Origin of the sequence: Duganella dendranthematis, from assembly GCF_012849375.1 — a bacterium.
In the GTDB taxonomy this organism is placed as follows: Bacteria; Pseudomonadota; Gammaproteobacteria; order Burkholderiales; family Burkholderiaceae_D; genus Rugamonas; species Rugamonas dendranthematis.
This window is the reverse complement of record NZ_CP051684.1, coordinates 1,243,993-1,261,669: the sequence shown is the minus strand read 5'-3', so window position 1 is coordinate 1,261,669 and position 17,677 is coordinate 1,243,993. Positions and strand designations below refer to the sequence as shown.

13 protein-coding genes are annotated in these 17,677 nt (G+C 65.9%); 6 read left to right on the top strand and 7 right to left on the bottom strand.

Features of this window, described 5'->3' with window-relative positions:
* Positions 1-228 precede the first annotated feature (228 nt).
* Together HH213_RS05880 and HH213_RS05875 are read left to right on the top strand one after the other, a co-directional pair.
* Positions 229-1,854, top strand: coding sequence for a sensor histidine kinase (locus HH213_RS05880; RefSeq protein WP_169111369.1), 1,626 nt, complete (start codon positions 229-231; stop codon positions 1,852-1,854).
* The gene (locus tag HH213_RS05875; RefSeq protein WP_229263318.1) at positions 1,841-2,455 is read left to right on the top strand and encodes a response regulator transcription factor; all 615 of its coding nucleotides are present in this window, start codon (positions 1,841-1,843) and stop codon (positions 2,453-2,455) included. The genes HH213_RS05880 and HH213_RS05875 overlap by 14 nt, the downstream gene beginning before the upstream one ends.
* 31 nt (positions 2,456-2,486) lie before the next feature.
* Here the strand turns inward: HH213_RS05875 and HH213_RS05870 are convergent, their stop codons facing one another.
* Together HH213_RS05870 and HH213_RS05865 are read right to left on the bottom strand one after the other, a co-directional pair.
* A complete protein-coding gene (locus HH213_RS05870; protein ID WP_169111367.1) occupies positions 2,487-3,569 on the bottom strand; it encodes a glycosyltransferase family 2 protein in 1,083 nt (360 codons plus the stop codon).
* Positions 3,566-4,378, bottom strand: coding sequence for a glycosyltransferase family 2 protein (locus HH213_RS05865; RefSeq protein WP_169111365.1), 813 nt, complete (start codon positions 4,376-4,378; stop codon positions 3,566-3,568). The genes HH213_RS05870 and HH213_RS05865 overlap by 4 nt, the downstream gene beginning before the upstream one ends.
* 217 nt (positions 4,379-4,595) lie before the next feature.
* Here HH213_RS05865 and HH213_RS05860 point away from each other — a divergent pair, with 217 nt between their 5' ends.
* The 3 genes from HH213_RS05860 (at position 4,596) to HH213_RS05850 (ending at position 8,292) form a co-directional block, all read left to right on the top strand.
* Entirely contained in the window at positions 4,596-5,663 is a 1,068-nt protein-coding gene (locus tag HH213_RS05860) for an O-antigen ligase family protein (protein WP_229263317.1), read from the top strand.
* A complete protein-coding gene (gene waaF / locus HH213_RS05855; protein WP_169111363.1) occupies positions 5,660-6,703 on the top strand; it encodes a lipopolysaccharide heptosyltransferase II in 1,044 nt (347 codons plus the stop codon). The genes HH213_RS05860 and waaF overlap by 4 nt, the downstream gene beginning before the upstream one ends.
* Positions 6,704-6,768: 65 nt before the next feature.
* A complete protein-coding gene (locus HH213_RS05850; RefSeq protein ID WP_169111361.1) occupies positions 6,769-8,292 on the top strand; it encodes a sensor domain-containing diguanylate cyclase in 1,524 nt (507 codons plus the stop codon).
* Between the two features lie 82 nt (positions 8,293-8,374).
* Here the strand turns inward: HH213_RS05850 and HH213_RS05845 are convergent, their stop codons facing one another.
* Both HH213_RS05845 and HH213_RS05840 read right to left on the bottom strand, forming a co-directional pair.
* Positions 8,375-8,983 carry an alpha/beta hydrolase gene (locus tag HH213_RS05845; RefSeq protein ID WP_229263316.1) on the bottom strand — a complete coding sequence of 203 codons (609 nt, stop codon included), beginning with the start codon at positions 8,981-8,983 and terminating at the stop codon, positions 8,375-8,377.
* Between the two features lie 128 nt (positions 8,984-9,111).
* Positions 9,112-10,923: a methyl-accepting chemotaxis protein gene (locus HH213_RS05840; RefSeq protein WP_169111359.1), complete on the bottom strand. Its 1,812-nt coding sequence runs from the start codon at positions 10,921-10,923 to the stop codon at positions 9,112-9,114.
* A gap of 257 nt (positions 10,924-11,180) precedes the next feature.
* Here HH213_RS05840 and HH213_RS05835 point away from each other — a divergent pair, with 257 nt between their 5' ends.
* On the top strand, positions 11,181-13,712 hold the full coding sequence (locus HH213_RS05835; protein WP_169111357.1) for a S9 family peptidase: 2,532 nt from the start codon (positions 11,181-11,183) through the stop codon (positions 13,710-13,712).
* 64 nt (positions 13,713-13,776) lie between these two features.
* Here the strand turns inward: HH213_RS05835 and HH213_RS05830 are convergent, their stop codons facing one another.
* Genes HH213_RS05830 through HH213_RS05820 form a run of 3 tightly spaced genes read right to left on the bottom strand, consistent with a single transcriptional unit; the run spans position 13,777 to position 17,670 of the window.
* Positions 13,777-16,011 (bottom strand): Ig-like domain-containing protein, encoded by a 2,235-nt coding sequence (locus HH213_RS05830; protein WP_169111355.1) that lies wholly within the window; start codon positions 16,009-16,011, stop codon positions 13,777-13,779.
* A 2-nt stretch (positions 16,012-16,013) separates the two neighbouring features.
* Entirely contained in the window at positions 16,014-16,742 is a 729-nt protein-coding gene (locus HH213_RS05825; protein ID WP_169111353.1) for a LytR C-terminal domain-containing protein, read from the bottom strand.
* A gap of 4 nt (positions 16,743-16,746) precedes the next feature.
* Positions 16,747-17,670, bottom strand: coding sequence for a type II secretion system F family protein (locus HH213_RS05820; protein WP_110845013.1), 924 nt, complete (start codon positions 17,668-17,670; stop codon positions 16,747-16,749).
* Positions 17,671-17,677: the final 7 nt, after the last annotated feature.

Below are 17,677 nucleotides of genomic sequence, written 5' to 3'. Positions count from 1 at the left end.
ACTCTTCCAAAAGGGGCCTTGTGGGCAAGTCGCGATGGTAGTGGGCATGTAACGCAATGTAAATTCGGGTAAAGATCTACGAATTACCCTTAATAATTGCATCTTGGATAAACGCGCTGTTGTATAGATGCGATGCCTAAGCCATAAGGGTTGCACCTAGTTGTAAAATGCAAGACAAGATGAAATGAGGCAATGCATAATGATACATTGCGATACAAACCACCCTGTATGACAGCGCCTTCCCCGTCCCGCCATCTGCTGTTTCCCGCGTTTATCGGCTTGTACGTGCTATTTGACTGGGCCACATACATCGATCCCTTGTATGGCCTGAATATCACGCCTTGGAATCCGGACCCGGCGCTGGGGCTGGTGTTCTGGCTGCGCTATGGCTGGCGCGCCGCGCTGCCGTGGTTTATCGCGCTGATGCTGGGCGAGTGGCTGGTGCGCGGCATGCCGGCCGGCTTGCCGCTGTCGCTGCTGCTGTCGCTGTGGCTGACCATCGGCTACGGCCTGCTGGGCGTTGCGCTCAAGCGCACTTTCGGCAGCGGCGGCGTATTCGACAGCCGGCACAAGCTGTTCCAGTGGGTATTAATTGTGGTGGTCGGTACGCTGCTCAACGATGTGGTGTATATGTCGCTGCTATCCTTGGCCGGGCTGATCCCGCCGGGCGAATGGGTGGCGGTGGTGCTGCGCTTTGGCATTGGCGACATGGTGGGCGTGCTGGTCTCGATGCCGCTGATCTGGATGCTGTCCAGCGCCGACGGCCGCCAGCGGCTGCGCCAGACCGTGTGGCACTACGAGACGCTGGGCTACCTGGCGCTGGCGATCTGCGTGCTGTACCTGGTGTTCGGCACCATAGCGACCTCGGAGTTCAAGCATTTCTACTTCCTGTTCCTGCCGGTGATCTGGGCCGCTTCGCGCCAGGGCCTGTACGGCACGGCGCTGATGGTGTTTGTGCTGCAACTCGGCATCGGCGGCCTGGTCAAGTGGAATAATGCGGTCAACATCGAGGTGCCGGAACTGCAGATGCTGGATGCGATGCTGGCGCTGGTCGGCTTTTCGCTGGGCATCGTGGTCGACGAGTTGCGCCAGGTGTCGAATGATTTGAAGCAGTCGCTGCGGCTGGCGGCGGCCGGCGAGATGGCCGCCGCACTGGCGCACGAACTGAACCAGCCGCTGACGGCGCTCAGCGCCTACGGCAAGGCCTGCGAATTCCTGATCGAGCGCAACGAGGGCGGGCAGGGCGGCGAGATGCTGAAAAGCGCGGTGCAGCGCATGATCGCCGAGTCGGGCCGGGCGGCGGAAGTGGTGCGGCGGCTGCGCGATTTTTTCCGCACCGGCGCCATGAAGCTGGAGCCGGTCGACGCCGGCCAACTGGTGTCGTCGGTCAGCCAGCAGTTCTTTACCCAGCTGCGCCAGCATGGCGTGGTGCTGCAGGTCGAGGACATGCCGACGCTGGCGATGCTGGCCGACCGTTTGCAGATCGAGCTGGTGCTGCGCAACCTGCTGGCCAACGCGCTGGACGCGGTGCAGGAGCGGCCCGAGGGCGGGCGCCGCATCACGGTCTCGGCGCAACTGCTGGACAGCAAAAAGCATGGCAAGGGCAGCTGTTTGCAGCTGTCGGTGGAAGATAGTGGCAAGGGCGTGTCGGCGGCATTGCTGGCGCGCTTGTTTGAACCGTTTGTCTCGTCCAAGGCCACCGGCCTCGGACTGGGCCTGGTGCTGAGCCGGGCCATCATGGAAGCGCACGGCGGCTCGCTCTGGGCCGAGGTGGGCGATCACGGTATATTCAGGATGGCGCTGCCGCTGGCGCGCCCCGTAGTGGAAGGTCAGGAGAACTATGTTGCAGCATGATTTAACCGTATTCATTGTCGATGACGACCCGGCCGTGCGCGATGCGCTGGGCTTGCTGCTGGGCGTGCGCGGCTATCGCACCGCCGTGTTCGCCAGCGCGGAAGCCTTCCTGCAGGGCTGGCAGCCGGCCTGGAGCGGCGCGCTGCTGATCGATATCCGCATGTCCGGCATGGACGGGCTGAGCCTGCAACGGGAGCTGATCGCGCGCGGCTGCACCATGCCGGTGGTGATCATGAGCGGCCATGGCGATGTCAGCACGGCGCGCATGGCGTTCAAGGCCGACGCCGTCGACTTCCTCGAAAAACCGCTCGACGACGCCAAGCTGATCGGCGCCATCGACGAAGCCCTGTCGCGCGCCCGCACCAACCAGAGCGAACAGCAGCGGCGCAGCCGCAGCGTCAGCCTGCTGAGCGAATTGACGCCGCGCGAGCGCGAGGTGATGCAGCTGGTAGTGGTGGGGCGGCACAACCGCGACATCGGCCCGGAGCTGGGCATCAGCGTGCGCACGGTGGAAGTCCACAAGGCGCGCCTGATGAGCAAGCTGGGGGTCGACAATGTGGCCGACCTGGTCCGCATCAGCATGCTGGATCAGGGCGAGTAGCCGTCATTCCCGCGCAGGCGGGAATGACGGGTTAGCGGCGCTGCAGCGCGCGGGTCTGGCGCATGCGGCGCCACAGCTTGAACTTGCGCACCACGCTCTGGCGCACATGGAACCAGCGGTTGCCGTCGATCACGTGCTGCACCTGCAGCGCGGTGCGGGCGTCGCGCAGGTTGCGCGTCATGCCGGACAGCACCTGCTGCGGCGGCGAAAACAAGCTGGACAGGAAAATCTCATGCACCCGGCGCCGCACCACCGCGCCGGCCGCCGCCGGCAGCTGGTAAGAATTCTTGATCATGCTCAGGTAGAAGTGGCACACCGCCACGTCGAACTGCGCGCGCACCTTGGCGCTGACGCCGGCGCGCTCCAGATGCGGCTTGACGGTGGCCAGCGCCGAGACGAAATCCACGCACCACTGTTCGCTGATCAGGCGGGTGATGCTGACCGGGTGCTGGCGGTAGGCTAGCAGCACATGCGGTAGGTAGACCAGGCTGGCGCACCCTTGCAGCAGCAGCGGCACAACCGCCACGTCCTCGAACACCCGTTGCGACGGGAACACCGGCATGGTCCTCTGGGCATAGATCGCGCGTCGGAACACCTTGCACCACACATACATTTGGCGGTCGTCGAAGAACGGCGTGAGGATCGCGTCCTGGCAGGTGATGGCCTGATCCGGCGCGTAGCTCATGAAGATATCCTTGTCCTTGTGCGGCGCATGGGGATGCCACATGCGCAGCGCCGTGGCGATCACGTCCGGCTGATGGTGCGCGATGGTCTCGCACAGCACGTCCAGCGAGCGCGGCAGCAGGCGGTCGTCGCTGTCGATGAACAGGATGTAGTCGCCGCTGGCTTCCTTCAGCGCGCGGTTGCGGGCGTCGGCGATGCCGCTGTTGCGCTGTTCGATCAACGTGATGTTCAGCCGCGGCCAGGCGGCCTGGACGGCGCGGATGCGTGTCAGCGTGTGGTCGGTGGAGCCGTCGTCCACCACGATCAGTTCGTGGCGCGCATCCATCTGGACGACGATGTGCTCCAGGCAATCGGTGATATAGCGCTCGACATTGTAGGCCGGCACCAGGATGCTGAGCCGCAGGCCGCTGTCCACCACGACGGGTTTCATGCGCGTAGCCCTTTCACTGCCAGCGTGGTGCGCTCGGCATGGCGCTGGAGCACGGTGGCGCGGTTGCTGGTTTCCTGGTCGCGGGCGTTTTCGCGGTGCCACAGGTGGAATACTTCGGTGGCGTAGGCGCCGTCCTTGCGCAGCACGCCGGCGTGGTACAGCCGCACCACCAGGTCGGAATCTTCATGGCCCCAGCCGAGGAAGCTTTCATCGAAGCCGTTGACCAGCTCCAGGTCGCTGCGCCAGACGGCCAGGTTGCAGCTCTTGATGCGGCGCCAGGTGAAGCGCTTGCTGGTGCGGCCGATGTCGGGCAAGGTCAGCAGCAAAGGCAGCACCTTATTGAGGGCGCCGCTGCTGCGCCACGCCAGCTTGTCGCCGGCGCTCAGCACGCCCAGATCGATATGCTGGCCCAGCACGCGGCTGGTCGCGGCTTCATCCAGCAGGATGCGGCTGCCTTGCACCAGATAGCCGGGCTGCGCCAGTTTGCGGTGCTGGCTGATAAAATTCCGCTGCGGCACGCAGTCGCCGTCGAGGAAAATGATGTAGTCGCCCTCGGCGTCCAGCGTGCCGAGGTTGCGCGCGCGGGCGGCGCGGAAGCCCAGGTCTTCCTGCCACACGTGGCGCAGCGGCACCGGCGCGCGCGCTTGCAGCGCCGCCACTGCTTGTTGCGTGTTGTGGCCCGAGCCGTCATCAGCGATAATGATTTCAAAGCCCAGGTCGTCCTGGGCAAAGCAGGCTTCAACGACGGCAGTCAGCGCATCCGGCCGGTTATAGGTGGTGACGACGACGGAAATAAGCACGGGTGACATGGTGGGCAACTTGCTGTAGCGGATTGCTTTTTTGCAATAAACGATAATATGAATGAATAATACCTCAGCCCAGTCCCGCGCCAGCACTGTCTTTATCCACAGCCTGATTTTTCTGTTTCCGTTCCTGTTGCTGATTACACGCTTCGGGATCGGCCTGTGCAGCTTTACTTTTTTGCTTGCGGCCATCGTTTATCGGCGCCAGGGCTGGCCGGTCCTGATGCGTCATCTTACTGAGATTCGCGGGGTATTGGTAGCTTTTGGCGCGCTGCTGCTGCTGGCACTATTGTGGTGCACGCTGAGCGGCGACGGCCGCCTGCGTGACCTCGAAAAACCGGTCCGTATGCTGGCTGCCAGCACCGTCATGCTGACGGTGCTGGCCTGCCGTCCCAGCCGCAAGGCGCTGTGGTGGGGCCTGATCGCCGGCGCCATGGCCGGCGCCGTGTTCATTGCCTACCAGCGCTGGTTTATCGGCCTCGACCGTCCGGGCGGCCTGATTAATTCGATCACGTTTGGCGACATCATGCTGTGCATGGGCCTGATGTGCCTGGCTGGCACGTTGGACTTCGCCGGCCGCAGCGCCCTCTGGCCCAGCCTCGGTGCGCTGGCCGGGCTGGTCGGCTCGGTGGCGACCGGCACGCGCGGCGGCTGGATCGCGATCGCGCTGGCGGCACTGTTGTTGGGGCGCTACGGTCACGTGTTGCGCGGCCGCTGGCGCAAGGTGCTGGCGCTGCTGGCGCTGGCGCTGCTGGTCAGTACGTATTTCATTCCGCAGACCGGCACCCGCCAACGCATCGACCAGGGCTTCAACGATGTGCACCAGTATTTCAATGGTGGGGAAACGTTTACCAACATCGGCATCCGCTTCGAGCTGTGGCGCAGCGCGCTGCAACTGATCGAACGCCGGCCGCTGCTGGGCGCCAGCATTCCGACCGCCCGGCGCGAGATGGAAGAATTGGTGGCCCAGCACCGCGCCCATCCTTACGTGCTGGAGTTTGAACACTTCCACAACGACATTCTGCAAGCGCTGGTGTTCGGCGGCGTGGTCGGCCTGCTGGTGTGGGGCGGCACGCTGGTGGCGCCGTTCGTCTTCTTCCTGCGCCAGATGCAGCGCGGCGGCGGCGCCCGCAACGCGCCAGCGCTGGCCGGCCTGCTGCTGGTGCTGAGCTACTTCAGCTTCGGCCTGACCGAGGTGATCTTCTGGTCGGTGCGCAGCTGCATGTTCTACGCCATGATGCTGTTCCTGCTGGCTGGCCTGTGTCTGAACGCCAAGGAGGATGCGCAATGAGCCAGCCGCGCACCCTGATCATTTCGCCGAACTGGATCGGCGATGCGGTCATGGCGCAGCCGCTGCTGCAACTGCTGCGCGCCGCCCATCCGGAACGGCCGATCGATGTGCTGGCGCCGCCGGCGGTGTCGCCGGTGTGGCGCCAGGCGGCCGAGGTGGACGAGGTGCTGGAAACGCCGTTCCGCCACGGCGCCTTGCAGCTCAAGCAGCGCTGGCAGTTTGCCCGCCTGCTGCGCAAGCGCGGCTACGTGGATGCCTACATCCTGCCCAACACCATCAAGTACGCGCTGATCCCGTGGCTGGCCGGGATTAAAAAACGCGTGGGCTACAAGGGCGAGAGCCGCTACGGCATGATCAACGTGATGCACCACGACGAAGTGCCGCCACGGCCAATGGTGCCGTTCTACGCCGCGCTGGCCAAGCCGCCGGTGACGGTGCAGGGCCCCGGCCTGCGCGCCGCCTTGCCGCGTCCGCGCCTGGTGGCCAGCGCCGAGCAAATGGCGGCCGTGTGCGAACGCCTCGGCATTGATCCGGCGAGGCCGGTGGTGGCATTGGCGCCGGGCGCGGAATTCGGCGCCGCCAAGCGCTGGCCGGCGCAGCATTTCGCCAGCCTCGCCAAGGCGGTGCTGGCACGCGAGCCAGCGACCCAGATCGCCTTGCTCGGTTCGCCCAAGGACCACACGGCCTGCGCCGAAGTGGCGGCCGGGCTGCCGGACGGCACGGCGGTGTTCAACCTGGCCGGCGCCACCAGCCTGGCCGAGGCGATTGCGCTGATCGCGCGCGCCGCCGCCGTGGTGGCCAACGATTCCGGCTTGCTGCACATCGCCTCGGCGCTGAACCGGCCGGTGCTGGCGCTGTACGGCCCGACCGACCCCGACCACGCGCCGCCGTTCTCGGACCTGGCCGCGTCGATTTCGCTGCGGCTGGATTGTTCGCCATGTAAGCAACGCGAATGTCCGCTCGGTCATCACGACTGCATGGTCAAGCTGACGCCGGATCTGGCGTGGCAGCGCTTGCAGCCGATGCTGGCGGCGGGCTAAGCCGCGCAACATGACGGGCGGAATTACTGTATAAAAGCGGTAAGAACAACGCCAGTTGTAAGCTTATGTTCAAGCGCCTTTCCATCACTTTCTGGGCCACCGTGTTTGTCACGGTGGTGTGCCTGTCGCTGGTCGGCGTCGACGTCTGGCGCAGCATTAACGCCCGCAGCGAACAGCTGCTGGAAAAAGAACGGCAGGGCGCCAACTTGGCGCGCGCCATGGCGCAGCAGGCCGACGACACCATCAAGGCGGCCGACATCGCGCTGGCCGATATCGTCGAACGCATCGAGTCGGACGGCCGCACGCCGCGTGCGCTGGCGCGCCTGCAACAGCAGATGCGCGCGCAGGTCGCCAATCTGCCGCAGCTGGTGGGGCTGTTTGTCTACGATGAAGGCGGCAGCTGGATCGCCAATTCGCGTGCCGTGGTGAGCCAGGCCTACAACAACGCCGACCGCGAATACTTCATCTATCACCGCACCCATACGGAGCGCGGGCCGCATGTCGGCCTGCCGGTGATCAGCCGTTCCAGCGGCAAGTGGATCATGCCGGTGTCGCGTCGCCTCAACAAGCCGGACGGCAGTTTCGGCGGCGTGGTGCTGGCCACGCTGGACATCGATTACTTCCGCCGCTTTTACGAAAGTTTCGACCTCGGCACGCGCGGCGCGGTGGCGTTGCTGTCCAATGACGGCACGCTGCTGCTGCGCCAGCCTTTCGACAGCGGCCGGGTCGGCAGCAGCATGCGCGACAGCGAGTTGTTCCGCCATTATGCGGCGGCGTCCGGCGCGGCGCGCACCGGCAGTGCCTTCTTCCATTCTTTCCACGACGACGAGGTGCGGCTCAACAGCTTCCGGCCGCTGGAGCACTATCCGCTGTTCGTCACGGCGGCGTTGTCGCGCGAGGAGATGCTGGAGAACTGGCGGCGCGATACGTTCACGCGTTCGATCGGGGTGGTGGTGCTGGCGGCGCTGCTGGGCTTTTTCGGCAAGCGGCTGGTGGACCAGATCAAGCTGCGCGTACAGGTCGAGGCCGAGCTGCGGCTGGCGCGCGATGCGCTGGAGAGCGCCAACCACACGCTGGCGCGGCAGGCCATGTCGGATGGCCTGACCGGGCTGGCCAACCGGCGCCAGTTCGATGTCACGCTGGGCAATGAATTCAGCCGCGCGATGCGGCACCAGGATACGCTGGCGTTCATCATGATCGATGTCGATTACTTCAAGCAGTACAACGATATGTACGGCCACAGCGCCGGCGACGAGGTGCTGCGCGCGGTGAGCAAGCTGATCCGCGCTTTGACGCCCAAGCGGCCCGGTGATCTGACGGCGCGCTATGGCGGCGAAGAGGTCGGCATCCTGTTGCCGAATACCGATCTGGCCGGCGCGCAGGCGGTGGCCGAACGCATCCGCGAGGCGGTGCAGAATTTGCAGATGGCGCACCACGGCAGTCCGTTCGGCGTGGTGACGCTGAGCGCCGGCGTGGCGACCATCGCGCCACAGCGTGGCGTGCATATGGCCGGCATGCTGGTGGAGGCGGCCGACAAGGCGCTGTACGTGGCCAAGTCGGCGGGGCGCAACCAGGTCAGCCTGGCCTGAGGTCGTACCGGCGCAAGCCGGTACCCATGGCACCTGCGCATGGCATCTTCAGCATGGGTTCCCGCGTGCGCGGGAACGACGGTTAGCGCTCTTCCAGCCGTTGCAGGGCGGCGCGCGCCTCTGGCGGCGAGACGATGTGGGCGCCGTCGAATTCATTGTAGTGGACCTCGTAGCTTTCCTGCGTTAGCCGCTGGGCGATATCGTGCCCACGGAGCACCGGCAGCACCGGATCGTCCTTGCCGTGCACCACGGCCACGCGCGGCTGTCCTTCACGCCGCAACGGCGCCATGTAGCCGGGCGAAAATGCCAGGATGTCGCTGAACAGGTGGCCGTTCATCAGGCCCACCGACAGCGCGTACGAGGCGCCGTCGGAGAAGCCGGCCAGCGCCATCGCGTGTTCGTCCACCTGGTAGCGCTGCATGGTCCACAGCAGCGCGCGGTCGAGGAAGGCGAGGTCGGGGCCGAAGCCGCCGCGCAGCATGTCCCAGCTGGTCGACAGCGCTTCCGGAATCAGCAGCAGCGCGCCGTGGCGGACCGCATGCGCCAGCGCGATGTGGTCGCCGCCGCCGTGCTGGCCGCCGGCGCCGTGCAGCCAGACCAACAGGTGCAACGGCTGGCCGCCGGCGCCGCTGCCCGAGTCCAGATGCGGCGGCACATGCAGCACCGCCTTGCGGCCATCGTTAAACGACAACTGGTGTGTGCCGCAGTCCAGCGCCGGCTGGCGCTGGTGGGGAATCAGCCGAAGCAGGTCGGGCCGCGCATGCAGGCGGCCGTCCGCGTAGGGTGTGGACGCGGGCGCCGGTGCTGGTGCCGGGGTGTTCAGAATTCCTCCCAGTCGTCACCGCCCGCTTTGACCGGCGTGCCGCGTTGGGCAGTGGTGCGTCCCGCGCCGGACTGGCCGCCTGTCGCCGCTGAGCCGACCGCTGCCGCGCCTGCGGACGACGGGGCCGCACCGGTCCGGCCAGCGCCCGGCCTGCCGCCGTTGCTGCGCGCGCCGCCGATGGCGATGGCCGGACCCGGTGCGGCGGATGGCAGCCTGGCGGGCGGCGGCGGGGCGGCTATCGCCATCGCCGTGGCGCGGTCATCCAGCTTGAACACGCTGACCACATTGGCCTGGCTGGCCGCCTGCTCCTGCAACGACGCCGCCGCTGCCGCCGCTTCTTCCACCAGCGCCGCATTCTGCTGCGTCACATTGTCCATCTGGCTGATCGCGTGGTTGATCTGCTCGATACCGGCGATTTGCTCTTCGCTGGCCGACGCAATATCCTGCATGATGGTCGTCACCCGTTGCACGCTGCCGACAATTTCTTCCATGGTCGCGCCGGCCTGTTCCACCAGCTTGCTGCCGGCATCGACCTTGCCGACCGAGTCGTCGATCAGCATCTTGATTTCCTTGGCCGCCGCCGCCGAACGTTGCGCCAGCGTCCGTACTTCCGACGCCACCACCGCAAAGCCGCGCCCCTGCTCGCCGGCGCGCGCCGCTTCCACCGCCGCGTTCAGCGCCAGGATATTGGTCTGGAACGCAATGCCGTCGATCACCGCGATAATCTCCACGATGTTTTGCGACGAGGCGCTGATCGAGTGCATGGTCTCGACCACCTGTGCCACCACCGCGCCGCCCTTGCTGGCGACCTGCGAAGCCGATGCCGCCAGCTGGTTGGCCTGGCGCGCATTGTCGGCGTTCTGCTTGACGGTGCCGGTCAGCTGCTCCATCGACGATGCGGTTTCCTCCAGCGAGCTGGCCTGCTGCTCGGTGCGGCTCGACAAGTCCTGGTTGCCGCGCGCGATTTCGCTGGTGGCGGTGGCGATCGTATCCGTGCCGCGCCGCACTTCGCCGACGATGTTCAGCAGGCTCTGGTTCATATCGCCCAGCGCCTCCAGCATCTGGCCGGTTTCATCGCGCGAGTGCGATTCGATCCGGCTGCGCAAATCGCCTGCTGCGACCGTGCGCGCAATCCGCACCGCCGCACTGAGCGGACCGACGATGCTGCGGCTCAGGATCCACGCCAGCACCGCCGCCAGCGCCACCGTCAGCAGGCCGCCGATGATTATGGTGTTGGCGGTCAGGCTTTGCAGCGAGGCGGCATCGGCCGCGCGCTGCACCAGCAGCGTTTGTTCGGCGCCGCTGATGTCCTTGAGCAGTGCGCGCATCGCATCCATGCCGGCGCGGCCACGGCCTTCGCGCTCGAATTGCAGCAGCGGGTCGATGCTGGCGCCGTCGTTGGCCTTGGCGCGCAACGCCAGCACCGGCGCCACCGCATCGGCGTACCACGCCTGTTCGGCCTGTTCCAGCTTGCGCAGCCGGTCCTGTTGCGCCGGGTTGTCGGCAGTCAGCGAACGGGCTTGGTTGAGGTGTTGGGAAAATGCCGCCTGGCCGGCCTTGAGCGGCGCCATCGAGGCGTCCTCACCGGTCAGTGCGTAGCCGCGTTCGCCCGTTTCCATATTGAGCAAGCTCTCCAGGATGGCCTGGGTTTCGGCGATCACTTCATGGGTATGGTTGTTCCAGCCATTGGCCTGCGCCAGCCGCGAGAAGTTGGTGTAGGCGGTGCCCAGCAGTAGCGCCAGGATGACCACCACCGCGCCGAAGCCGAGATACAGCTTGCGGGTGATGCCGAAGTCGGAGAATCGCATGGTGATACCCTCCCGATGAGCACGTCAAAGTTTTAGGTCAAGCAGCCAGCAAACAATTTAGTGTATCGAAGTTTTCCGGCACGGCCTACCTCGATCCGAAATATTCGCGGCTAGCAAGCACGCAGTAATGCAACTTGCATGCAACAATTTATTATTGCTCCAGAAATGTTTTCGTGGCTTAATGTTCCGTTCCACATGCGCGGACAGCGATCCTGTCCATGCATTCATGTAGTTACATAAATCGGGAGAGAAATACTATGCAGGGACAACACCTGTTGCGCACGCTGGTCAGCGCAGCCCTCGCCGCCGGCCTCAGTACCGCTGCCGTGGCCGCTCCAGCGGCGGCCACCATGCCTACGCCAGCCGCCAGCATCTACAACCAGCCACCGAAAGAGATCCTCGACGTGATGCGCGCCGCGGCGCCGCCGTCGCCGTCGCTGAGTCCGACCCGCGACAAGCTGATGCTGGTGACCATGCAGGACTACCCGTCGATCGCCAAGGTGGCGACGCCGTTCCTGCGCCTGGCTGGCGTACGCATCGAGCCGGGCAACCACAGCCAGCACGATACGCCGGGCGGCTACGGCATCCCGCCGTGCGTCAGCGCCATCGATCTGGTGCAGGTGGACAGCGGCAAGAGCATCGCCGTCAAGCTGCCGGCTGCGGCCGACGCCTGCCCGCGCCGTCCGGTGTGGAGCGCCGATGGCCAGCGCTTCGTGTTTGAAAACGTCACCACCGACGCGGTGGAACTGTGGGTGGGCGACGCCAAAAGCGGCGCCATCCGCCGTCTGCCGGGTGTGCGCCTGAACCAGATGTTCGGCGACCAGCTGCACTGGATGCCGGACCAGAAGACGCTGCTGGTCAAGCAGGTCGTCGCGCGCAAGGCGCCGCCGGTTGAAGCGCCGGGCTCGGAAGGTCCGGGCATCCAGGAGTCGCTGGGCCAGAAAGGCCAGAGCAGCACCTATGAAAACCGCGACACGCTGCGCAACCGTCACGACGAAGAGCTGTTCAACTACTACGGCACCTCGCAGCTGGCGCTGGTCGATGTGGCCACCGGCAAGATCACCCCGGTTGGCAAGCCCGGCCTGTATGAAGACCTGTCGATCGCACCGGATGGCCGCCATGTGGTGGTGACCGAGATCCGTCCGCCGTATTCCTACGTCACCACGTTTGACCGTTTCCCGAAACAGGTCGACCTGTGGGATCTGGCCCAGCGTCCGGGCAAGGACGGCAATCCGGTGGTGCGCGAAATCGCCGCGCTGCCGCTGGCCGACCGCGTGCCGAACCGCGGCGTGCCGACCGGTCCGCGCAACTTCACATGGCGCCCAACCGACGCCGCCACGCTGGTGTGGGTGGAAGCGGTCGACGGCGGCGATCCGAACGTCAAGGCCAGCGAACGCGACAAGCTGATGCTGCTGAAGGCGCCGTTCAACGCCGCGCCGGTCGAACTGACCCGCACCGAACAGCGCTTCGGCGGCCTGTCGTGGAGCGAACAGCCTGGCGTGGCGCTGCTGACCGACTACGACGTCAACCGCAAGTGGGTGCGCACCTGGCAAATCAATGTCGACGATGCGGCCAATTCGCGCCGCCTGATCTGGGACCAGTCGAGCGACGAGAAGTATGCCAATCCGGGCCAGCCGGTGCATCGCCGCCTGCCGAACGGCTTCTCGGTGATCCGCCTGCAGGGCGACACCATGTACCTGTCCGGTGCCGGTTCGTCGCCGGATGGCGACCGTCCGTTCCTCGACAAGTTCGACCTGAAGACGCAGCAGAAAGAACGCCTGTTCCGCAGCAGCAAAACCTCGTATGAACAGTTCATCGGCTTTGCCGGCCCCGGCGAAGGCCGTTTGCTGACCTGGTCGCAGTCGCCGGAAGATACGCCGAACGCCTTCGTCCGCACCTTGGGCGCCAGCACCACCGCCGAGGCGGGTGAACCGACCTACGCGTCGTCCAGCGTGGCGCTGACTCACCTGGTCGATCCGGTACCGCAAGTGCGCGAGATCAAGAAGCGTCTGGTCAAGTACAAGCGCGCCGACGGCATCGACCTGTCGTTCACGCTGTACACGCCGCCGGGCTACAAGGAAGGCACGCCGCTGCCGACCATCCTCAACGCCTATCCGATGGACTTTGCGGATGCGTCCAAGGCTGGCCAGACCACCGGTTCGCAAGCTACCTTCACCCGTCTGCGCCAGTACCGTCTGCTGCTGTTGTCGGGCTACGCGATTATCGACAGCGCAGCGTTCCCGATCGTCGGCGATCCGCGCAAGGCGTATGACACCTACACCGAACAACTGGTCGCCAACGCCAAGGCTGCGGTGGATGAGGCGGTACGTCTGGGCGTAACCGATCCGAACCGTGTCGGCGTCACGGGCCACAGCCACGGCGCGCTGATGACCGCCAACCTGCTGGCGCATTCGGACCTGTTCCGTGCCGGCGCCGCCACCAGCGGTTCGTACAACAAGTCGCTGACGCCGTTCGGTTTCCAGAACGAGCGCCGCTCGGTGTGGGAAGCGCCGGATGTCTACACCAAGGCGTCGACCTTCTTCTACGCCGACAAGCTGAAGACGCCGTTGCTGATCGTGCACGGCGGCGACGACGCCAACCCAGGCACTACGCCGCTGCAATCGGTCAAGCTGTTTGAAGCAATCCGCGGCAACGGTGGCGTGACCCGCCTGGTGATGCTGCCGCACGAACCGCACTGGTACGCCGCGCGCGAGTCGAACGAACAGCTGATCTACGAAATGCTGCGCTGGTTCGACAAGTATGTAAAAGACGCGCCGCCGAAGCAGTAACGCGAACGGCGCAATAAAAAAGCCGCCAGGTTGTGACCTGGCGGCTTTTTTTTGTCCAGCGATTTTAGTCGGTGACCGGGAAGCTGGCGCTGGTGGTGGTGCCGTTTGGCGTGGTCACGGTAATCGTCAACGCGCCGCTGGAAATGGCGTTGCTGCACACCAGGGTGTCGGAGGCCTGGGTGGCGTCGCTGGCCAGCAGCACGGTGTAGACCCACGAGTTGGAGTCGGCGTCGTTGGTGCTTGGCACTGCCAGCGAGGTGGCCGAGCCGATCAGGCCGTTAGACGTGCTGAACAGGATTTTGCTTCCTGCCGGCAGCGGATTACCCGGCCGGTCGAACAGCCACAGCGGATCGCCGGGATGCGCCGCCATGCGGTTGTTGGCAAACACGGTCGGATTGTTATCGCGGATCGCGAAGTGGAAGGTGCGGCTGACGTTATTGAATACGGTGCCGCTGGTGCAATGCGGCAGCGCCAGACCGGTGACCGGCGACTGGTCCAGCAGCGAGATGGCGGCCGTGCTGTTGGACATCACCATCACCATCGATTTGCGCACATGCACGGTGTTGTTGATGGCGGTGTTGGGCACCGCGCGCAGCACGCCATTGTATACGCCGTCGCCGGTGGCGTTCCAGGCGCCGTCGCCGTTCGAGTCGATGTATTGCTCGCCGCTGACGCGGGTGGCGTTGCCGCTCTTCCAGATATCGTCGGTGCCGTTGGCATTGTCGTCGGTGACGGCGCGGTCATTGCGGAACGGATCGCCCAGGTCGCCAAATGGTTCGCCGGCGTCGTAACGGTTGTTGCCGTTGTTGTCGACAAAGCTCTCCTCGCCCAGCGCATAGGCCAGCACGGTGATGCGGCCGTCTGCCTGGCGCGGATTACCCGAGCAGAAGCGGACCGTGCACTCGCCCGGCGTGCCTTTTTGCGTGATCACGGTGCCATCGGTCAGCGTGGTGCTGGTCAGACCGGTCAGGCAGGACGCATCGATCGAACCACCCTCGGCGGTGAAGCTGACGGCGGTGCCGTCCGGCGCCGGGTTGTGGAAGTGGTCGGCCAGGCGCGCCGTGACAATGGTGCCGGTTGGATCGGTACAGCCGTTGAACTGGCCGCCTTCGACATTCTTGATGACGGCGCTCAGCGAGAAGCTGTTTTGCTCCGGCACGCCGGTCGACACCACCAGCTGGTCGGACAGGGTGCTCAGCGTGGTGCCCGGCAAGGTGGCGGTGACGCGCACCGGCGTATTGACGGTGCCGGAGGCAACCGTGGTGGTAACCAGGCCGCCGGCGCCGGTGGTGGCGCTGGCAGGATTCAGCGACAGGCCGCCGGCGGTGGTGTTCAGCGCGAAGCTGACGGCCTGCCCGGATACCGGATTGCCGTTGCGGTCGAGTACCTTGAAGGTGACGGTCGAACTCTCCTGACGACCGGCGCCGCCGGTGCCTTTCAGCGAGATATTCTGCGGCAGCGCCGAGACAAACACCAGTTGCCCGGCCGCTGCCGGCTGCACCGTCAGGTTGGCGCTGCTGGTAATGGTGACGCCATTGGCGACGAAGGAAGCGGTCACCGGGTCGACGCCGCCGCAACCGAGGTCGGTGTAGGAGGTGGTGGCGATGCCGCTGACGGTGGTGACCGGCGACGCGATGCGCGCTTTGCCGGCGGTGACGCACGGCGAGCTGAAGGTGACAACCTGGGCCGGCGCATACGGCGTGCTGCCGTTGAGCACGGTGGCGGTCAGGCTGGCGGTGCCGCCGGCTGCCAGCGTGCTTGGCGAAATGACCGGCGCCGCCAGCGTCAGTTGCAGCAGGGTGACGGTGTAATTGAGCGTGGCGCTGAGCGCCGTACCGTTGACCGTAGCGTTGGCGGTGGCGCTGAAAGCGCCGGCCGCGGTGCCGGCCGCGATGCCGATGCTGGCTTTGCCGCTGGCGTCGCTGACGGCGGTGCCGGTGGCTGGCGTCAGTACGGCGCTCTTGTCGGTGGTGGCGAAGCTGACCAGGGCGTTGGCCACCGCCAGGCCGTTGGCGTCCTTGACGGTGGCCACCAGCGTGCCGCTGCGGTCGGTGGCGATGCTGGTGGTGGCCCCGCTGGCGTCGTTCAGCGCCAGCGCCAGCGTCGACTTGCTGGCATCCGGCGTGGTGGTGGTCGGGCAGCCGGGCAAGCTGGATGGGCGGCTCGGATCGATCGTGGTGCAGCCGGCGCTGTTGCTGCCGCCACCGCCGCAACCGGCCAATATTGCCGCGAAGGCGGCCGCCAGCATCCAGCCGGCGGCATCATGAGCCCAGTGTTGGGGCTGCTTGTTTCTGAACATAGTTACTCCTGGTTGAAAGAGGGGAGTGCCGGCGCGTCGAGCGCGCTCAGCAGCGGCGCCGTGGCGGCTAGCCGGGCAGCCGGCGCGGCCAGTGCTGCCAGCGTACTGAGCCGGGCGACGTGGTCGCGGCCCAGCACCAGCCGCAGCGCCAGCCCATCGGGCAGCGCGCGCGCCGGCAGCAGCACGGCATGGCCGTTGAGCGCGGTTCGCACGTCGGCGGCGCGTTGCTGCTGGCCGGGCAGGTATTCGATGATGGTGGTGCGCTGGTAGTGGCCACGCTGGTTGACGACCCGGCTGGCGGCGATGCCCTGGCGCGCCAGCAGTGCGCGCACCCGCTCGCCCATGCCGCGCACGCCGTTGCCGTTGACGATTTGTAGCGGTGCGGCGGTGTCCTGGCCGGCAGACGCAGTGGCGGCGGGGCTGGCAGCGGCAGGCTGCTGGCGGTACTGCAGCCGGTATTCGTTCGGTCCCAGCTGGACGATTTCCATGCGCGACGGCGTCACGGGCAGCGTGGCGCGCTGCGCGGCGAGCGAGATTGGCGACACTGGCGCCACGGTTGCCGGCGCCGGCTGGCGCGGCAGCGCTGAGGCGCGTTGCTGCGTCAGCATGGCGCGCGCGTCGTCGATGCGCAGCACCGGCGTCACCGCCAGCGACGCCTGGCCGCAGGCTTGCAGCAGGGCGCCGGTCAACATCGCGGCGGCCGTCGTGACGAGCGAGTTGGTGCGGACCATGCGCCTAGCCTCCCTCAACCAGATTATGGTACAGGGTCAGCACCGCCGGTCCCAGCAGCACGGCGAACAGGGCCGGGAAAATAAAGAACACCAGCGGGAACAACAGTTTCAGCGAGACCTTGGCGGCCTGCTCTTCCGCGCGCTGGCGGCGTTTGATGCGCAGCTGCTCCGATTGCACCCGCAGCGAATCGGCAATGCTGGTGCCAAAGCGGTCGGCCTGGATCAGCAGCGTGACCAGCGCATCGACATCCTCGACCCCGGTGCGCAGCGCCAGATTGCGCAGCGCCTTGTCCTTGGCGCTGCCGGCGCGCAGTTCCAGCGTCACCAGTTGCAGTTCTTCGGCCAGCACCAGGCTTTTCAGGCCGATCTCGTTGGCCACGCGGGCCAGCGCCGCATCCATCGCCAGGCCGGCCTCGACGCAGACCGTCATCAGGTCCAGCGCATCCGGGAAGCTTTCAAAAATGTCGCGCTGACGGCGCTTGACCACATGGTTCAGCACCAGGTTGGGCAGGTAGTAACCGAGGCCGGCGCTGGTGATCAGCCACAGCAGCTTGCTGTCGTCGCCATCGGCGGGCCGGCTGCTGAGATACAGGAAGGCCAGCAGCGGCAGCACCAGCGCCAGCATGGTTTTACCGGCATAAAACATGCCGGGCGTGGACGGCGTGCGCCAGCCGGCGTTGATGAAGCGCTTGCGCACCGGCGAGCTTTCCCAGCCCTCGGTCGGCACCGACAGCTTGGCCAGCGGCGCCGCCATGTTGACCAGCGTATCGACCCATTGGCGGTTGTTGCGGGTGACCTTGCTGCGCTCTTCCAGCGCCTCCAGCCGGTCTTTCAGCGGATTGCTGGTCAGCACGCGCACCGCCAGCAGAATGCCGCCAAACACCACGATGAACAGCACCAGCAGAAAGGCGATTTGAATGACTGTCATGGCGGCT